We start from the raw sequence: 5,301 nt of genomic DNA, 5'->3' as shown, positions 1-5,301 counted from the left end.
CCCGCGTGGTTTTTGTATCATGATGTTACCTTCTGGAATTATTCCGGGGAACACTCCCGAAGAACCTGGTTATTGCCGGTTCGTTTGTCCAGATCTTCTCTCTCTCCTCTTTCCCCTGCAGATACAGTGCAAGCAGGACGATGCCGGTTCCAAGAATGGAGACCACCGGCCACAGGAAGACAATGCCGGCACCTGCCGTTGCAAGTGCAGTCTGGTATACTCCGTGTATTGCAGCCTTTCTGTAGCCGGGAAGAAGGGATCGTGCCCAGATCCGAATATCACGCAGCCAGAGGAAGATACAGACGAGCACACCAAAGACTGATATCAGAAAGAGAATACTCATCGCAATGAACCTATTATGTACTGTTTCTTGCATATCGTACTTGTTCCATATGGAGAACGAACCGGACCTGAAACAGATTCTACAGGCGGCATACGACCACAAACTCAGCCCTGATGAGGCAATGGCACAGATCTCTGCTGGATTAGTCCTGCCGGTTGGTCAGGTTGCATGCCTTGATCTGTCCAGAAAGACCCGGTGCGGCATTCCTGAAGTAATCCTTGCAGAAGGAAAAGAGACAGCTCATCTCCGCTCCATTGTAGAATCCTATGTCACAAAAGCCGGCAGGTGTATCATATCCAGGCTTGATCCTGAACGTGCAGTCTCCCTGATGGAATGGGCACGGACCCGGGACATATCCTCATCATGGTCTGATGAAGGGCGCGTTCTTGTTCTGGCCACAGGGGACGGCCCTCAAAAGACCGGGGGAGTGGTTGGTATCATTACCGCCGGGACATCTGACATCCGCGTTGCCGAAGAAGCCCGCATTATTGCCGAAGAAATGGGATGTTGTGTCAGGCGGGCATATGATGTCGGGGTTGCCGGTATTCACCGGTTGTTTCCGGTCATTCGTGACATGGCTGACTGTCATGCATTTGTTGTTGCCGCCGGACGGGAAGGAACACTTCCGTCAGTAGTTGCAGGACTGGTGGATCGTCCGGTCATCGGGGTTCCGGTATCAACCGGATATGGGTATATGGGGGGTGGTCAGGCAGCACTTGCCAGTATGCTTCAGTCCTGCTCGGTCCTGACCGTGGTAAATATTGATGCAGGATTTGTAGCCGGAGCCTCAGCCGCAATGATCGCAAATCTGGTGGTAAAGTCATGATCCGTGCGCTGTATATCGGCAGATTTCAGCCCTATCATAACGGTCATCATTATGTAATACATCAGATCGCGCAGGAAGCGGATGAGCTGATCATCGGGATTGGCAGTGCCCAGATGAGTCATGAACCGACTGATCCTTTTACGGCCGGAGAACGTGTTCTGATGATTACGCATGCATTACAGGGTCTGCATAAACCCCTCTATGTCATTCCGCTTGAGGATATCAACCGCAATGCTCTGTGGGTCTCGCATGTCCGTGCAATGACACCGCCTTTTCATCGGATCTATTCAGGAAACCCGCTTGTCATCCGGCTTTTTCATGAGGCCGGCATAGAGGTGCACCGTCCTTTGATGTATGAGCGGGCAACACTTTCAGGTACGAAGATACGGGACCTGATTGCCCGTGAGGAGCGGTGGGAAGAGTACGTTCCGCCTCCGGTGGTCAGGGTCATTCAGGAGATAGACGGGATAACCCGCATCAGGGCATTAAACCAGGATGACGGTGATGATACCGGATTTGAGGAGACAACAGACCATGTTTGATTCGATAAAAAAAATATTCCGTAAACCGCACGAAAAGCCGGCCACATCTTTCATTCGTCTTGAGGACCTTCCAGCATGGCTTGATAGCAGGGAAGCGGATTGTATTTCACGCCGGAATGCCGCATCCATCCGGTCACGTGAACGCCTCCTCAGGCTTGAGCAGGACCTGCACCAGCTGCTGACTGAGTTTGGTGATGAACCATCAGATGAGCCGCACCATCACAAGGTTGAGCAGGTCAACCGTCATGCCCTGCCCCAGTTCTGCAAAAAGATAGAAGCCGAACTTGAAGGCGATTTTTCAGAAGATGATGAGATCTTTTACCGGGAAGTGGCAGGACTTATCAACGGGTGTTTTAAAGCATACCGGGGTCCGGGCCGCTATCTGCATCATCTCTATCCTGAAGAGATCAAAGTCTTTAAACAGACCCTTGATCAGATGGGCCAGGAGCTCAACCGGATGACCGAGATCATCCGTATCTCCCGTGATCATCTCTCTGAAATGAATGCGCTGCGTGATCTTCTGCGTGAACGGGATATGCTATTACACGAGCAGAAACAGGCGGAGGAAGAAGGAAAACACTTTGAGTCCAGAATTGATGACCTTGAGAACGAGCTGGAGAAGGCACAGGCGGATCTTACGAACCTGATTGCTTCAGATGCGTATGCCTTACATCTCCGGCTCGAAGAAGAGGTAGAAAAACTTCGGCAGGAACTTGAGAAGACGAGGGATACATGGGAGTCACAGATCCGCATCGCAGTACCGGTATGGAAACGGGCTTCGAAGACATTTGAGGAGCAGGGAAAACCGGTGGATGTAAAGAATATGGAGGAACTGATTCATTGGGCCTCATCTCCCCGTCGTGATGATGACGAGTTATTCAGCCGGGTCGTATCAACAGCACCATCGCTCTTCAGGCTGGTTGAATCCGGAATCATTCAGCCCAAAAACTCATTTGAAAAACATCTTCTGACCACGGCTGATGAGTACATAAAAAAATTCAGTGACATATCAGCACATCTGCACACCCTTGCTGATGCATTACACGCAAAAAAGCAGGAACGTGATGCAGGCCATATCCTTGAACACAAGGATCATCTCACCCATGCCATCAGGGATGCAGAAAAGCTACGGGATGAGCTGATTCTTGAAGAAGAGAAGAGAAAAGAACGGCTCTCATCCTTGCATGAAAAGATGGCTGAAAATCTTGAGAAAATCAAACAAAAACTCTCGGAGTTTACTCACAGGGAGATGGAACTATCTTTTTGAGGTATATCATGAGCACAACACGAATACTCCCGGTCGAGAATGGAACGGTTGCCTGCCTTCCGACAAAGCGCGAGGAGATAGAAAAGTGCAGGTTTTGTGTTCACTCAGTCCGGTTTAAAATACCCGGCCGTGAGATTCCCTCTCCAGCCCGGGCTTTTTGTACCATGAGCCGGGCAACAGAGGAGGTTGATCTGAAGGCTGTCATCAGCGTATTCTGTGATGATTCCAGACATGAAGGGTTTCGCAGCATCATGAATGTTATCGGGTAAAGCAGGAGAGTATCTCATCGATTCGGACATGTGCCTCAATATGATCCGCCAGGGCATCAAAAGGATCAGGATCTGATTCGGGTTTTTTCCAGGATACTCCCTTCCGATCACACAGAACGCTGACAAATGCTGCGGCGACTTCTGGATCGGTAAACAGGCCGTGCATATATGTCCCGATAAGCAGTCCGTCTTCGCTGACGACCCCTTCGCCGGTGAAGGCTTCCCTGATATCTCCCCGGCAGGTGGTTCCCATGTGGATCTCATACCCAGATACCGATGAGATTCTCCGGAGAAACGGCCCGTGTCCAGATGATCCGCGTGTCACCCGGACGGTTGTCTTTTCATATCCTGAGAACGTGGTCGTGCAGGGGATAAGACCAATCCCCTCGTACTCCCCTGCCTTTGACTCCACTCCTGAATCAATGATCCGTTCACAGAGCATCTGATACCCTCCGCAGATTCCGATGATGATAACTCCCCGCTCCCGTGCTCTTCGTATCTCCTCACCGGTGCCGGATGTCATCACCACTTCAAGATCCTCGATGGTATTTTTTGTGCCTGGAAGGATGATCGCATCATACCCGGAGAGCGGAGCCCCTGGCCTGACATACCTGACTGACGCATACCGCTCAAGGAGCTCATAATCGGTGAAGTTGGATATCCGGGGAAGACGTATGACTGCAATCTCAACAGGAGCAGTCCTGGTTTTTTTATCCTGAAGTGAGAGGGAGTCTTCACTCGGGATATCCACATCGGTGACCGGTACAAGGCCGATAGCGGGAACCCCGGTCAGCTCCTCAAGTATCCTCATCCCATCAGAGAACAGGGCAGGATCTCCTCTGAACTTGTTGACAATGACGGCTTTTACGAGCGGGCGGATGTCATCAGGAAGCAGGGAGATTGTTCCATACACCTGTGCAAACACCCCGCCGCGTTCGATATCGGCAACAAGGATGATGGGAAATTTGAGTTTTCTGGCAAGACCGATGTTTGCGATGTCACGATCAAAGAGATTTACTTCAGCTGCCCCTCCTGCCCCCTCAACCACCAGCGCCCCATACCGCAGTATAAGGTCTTCTGCGGCTTTGAGTGCAACGCTCAGGAGAGTATCGGTCACCTGGTAGTACTCACCGGCATGCACATCATGAAACGGACGGCCGAGGAGGACAATCTGCGATGTCTGGTCCCCTTTTGGTTTGAGGAGAATGGGATTCATCTCCACACAGGGAGGAATCCCTGCTGCATATGCCTGCATCGCCTGTGCAATTCCTATCTCCCCGCCATCCTCCGTTACCCAGGAGTTCAGGCTCATGTTCTGTGATTTAAACGGGGCATTTGATATCCCCCGGCGGCGGAGAATCCGGCACAGACCGGCTACCATCGTACTCTTTCCGACATGAGATGCGGTCCCGAGGACCATGACAGACATAGACTATCAGATTGGATTGATGAGGATAATATACTGCAACAACCGCCTCCATCCATGGATGAGAAAAAACCGGATTATACCGGGATATTTTATGATAAACATTTAATAGTAAAACATAAGATGGAATAAGTAATGAATGGTGGTATCTGCTCCATTTGTGGGCTACCAAAAGAACTCTGTATCTGTGAGGAAGTTGCAAAAGAACAGCAGCGAATTAATGTGAAAGTGAACAAACGTCGGTACGGAAAAGAAGTCACCGTGATTGAGGGACTGGATCCGACAGATATTGATCTTGAAGACCTTTCAAAGTTTATGAAAAGTAAACTGGCCTGCGGCGGAACAGTGAAAGGCAACTCCATAGAATTACAGGGGAACCACCGGGACCGGGTTATCGATCTTCTTGCGACAAAGGGATACGCGGTGGATAATATCACTTAATCTGCAAAAGAAGTTATTTTTTCTTTTTCTGACGAATCATCGAGTGCAGGTCAAGCCGGTACGTATCCTCGGATCCGACACGAACGACCCGATCATCAGACTCTGCCAGGCGTGACAGGTTTAGATCATACCGTCCAGGCTCCAGTATTCTGATACTCTCAATGGCATCGGGGCCATGAAGGTCATG

The 5,301-nt window shown here is 50.5% G+C and carries 8 protein-coding genes; 5 read left to right on the top strand and 3 right to left on the bottom strand.

What is annotated here, in order from left to right; genetic code table 11:
• Positions 1–25: 25 nt before the first annotated feature.
• On the bottom strand, positions 26–376 hold the full coding sequence (locus PLA23_RS10165) for an ABC transporter permease (protein WP_324475109.1): 351 nt from the start codon (positions 374–376) through the stop codon (positions 26–28).
• A gap of 16 nt (positions 377–392) precedes the next feature.
• Between PLA23_RS10165 and larB the strand changes: the two genes are divergently transcribed.
• From larB to PLA23_RS10145, 4 genes are read left to right on the top strand one after another with little or no spacing between them, the layout of a single operon-like run.
• Positions 393–1,169, top strand: a complete 777-nt coding sequence (gene larB / locus PLA23_RS10160) for a nickel pincer cofactor biosynthesis protein LarB (RefSeq protein ID WP_324328958.1) — start codon at positions 393–395, stop codon at positions 1,167–1,169.
• Positions 1,166–1,711, top strand: a complete 546-nt coding sequence (locus tag PLA23_RS10155) for a nicotinamide-nucleotide adenylyltransferase (protein ID WP_324328956.1) — start codon at positions 1,166–1,168, stop codon at positions 1,709–1,711. Before larB ends, PLA23_RS10155 begins: the two co-directional genes overlap by 4 nt.
• Positions 1,674–2,978: a coiled-coil domain-containing protein gene (locus tag PLA23_RS10150; protein WP_324475108.1), complete on the top strand. Its 1,305-nt coding sequence runs from the start codon at positions 1,674–1,676 to the stop codon at positions 2,976–2,978. Before PLA23_RS10155 ends, PLA23_RS10150 begins: the two co-directional genes overlap by 38 nt.
• Positions 2,979–2,986: 8 nt before the next feature.
• Positions 2,987–3,247: a hypothetical protein gene (locus PLA23_RS10145; protein ID WP_324328952.1), complete on the top strand. Its 261-nt coding sequence runs from the start codon at positions 2,987–2,989 to the stop codon at positions 3,245–3,247.
• Here PLA23_RS10145 and PLA23_RS10140 read toward each other — a convergent pair.
• Positions 3,237–4,676: a cobyric acid synthase gene (locus PLA23_RS10140; RefSeq protein ID WP_324328950.1), complete on the bottom strand. Its 1,440-nt coding sequence runs from the start codon at positions 4,674–4,676 to the stop codon at positions 3,237–3,239. The two genes, PLA23_RS10145 and PLA23_RS10140, sit on opposite strands and share 11 nt — an antisense overlap.
• A gap of 132 nt (positions 4,677–4,808) precedes the next feature.
• On the opposite strand from PLA23_RS10140, the gene yciH reads away from it, so the two are divergent.
• On the top strand, positions 4,809–5,114 hold the full coding sequence (gene yciH / locus PLA23_RS10135; protein ID WP_324328949.1) for a stress response translation initiation inhibitor YciH: 306 nt from the start codon (positions 4,809–4,811) through the stop codon (positions 5,112–5,114).
• A gap of 13 nt (positions 5,115–5,127) precedes the next feature.
• Here the strand turns inward: yciH and PLA23_RS13830 are convergent, their stop codons facing one another.
• Positions 5,128–5,277 (bottom strand): OapC/ArvC family zinc-ribbon domain-containing protein, encoded by a 150-nt coding sequence (locus tag PLA23_RS13830; protein ID WP_502883621.1) that lies wholly within the window; start codon positions 5,275–5,277, stop codon positions 5,128–5,130.
• Positions 5,278–5,301 lie beyond the last annotated feature (24 nt).

It is taken from the genome of Methanospirillum sp. (assembly GCF_035406105.1).
Taxonomy (GTDB): domain Archaea; phylum Halobacteriota; class Methanomicrobia; order Methanomicrobiales; family Methanospirillaceae; genus Methanospirillum.
This window is presented reverse-complemented; position numbering and strand designations above follow the sequence as displayed.

Excerpts from the sequence above, each read along its gene's own strand:
- PLA23_RS10145 (WP_324328952.1), top strand. The coding sequence starts at position 2,987 with ATGAGCACAACACGAATACTCCCGGTCGAGAATGGAACGGTTGCCTGC.
- PLA23_RS10140 (WP_324328950.1), bottom strand. The coding sequence starts at position 4,676 with ATGTCTGTCATGGTCCTCGGGACCGCATCTCATGTCGGAAAGAGTACG.
- PLA23_RS10165 (WP_324475109.1), bottom strand. The coding sequence starts at position 376 with ATGCAAGAAACAGTACATAATAGGTTCATTGCGATGAGTATTCTCTTT.
- yciH (WP_324328949.1), top strand. The coding sequence starts at position 4,809 with ATGAATGGTGGTATCTGCTCCATTTGTGGGCTACCAAAAGAACTCTGT.
- PLA23_RS10150 (WP_324475108.1), top strand. The coding sequence starts at position 1,674 with ATGATACCGGATTTGAGGAGACAACAGACCATGTTTGATTCGATAAAA.
- PLA23_RS10155 (WP_324328956.1), top strand. The coding sequence starts at position 1,166 with ATGATCCGTGCGCTGTATATCGGCAGATTTCAGCCCTATCATAACGGT.
- larB (WP_324328958.1), top strand. The coding sequence starts at position 393 with ATGGAGAACGAACCGGACCTGAAACAGATTCTACAGGCGGCATACGAC.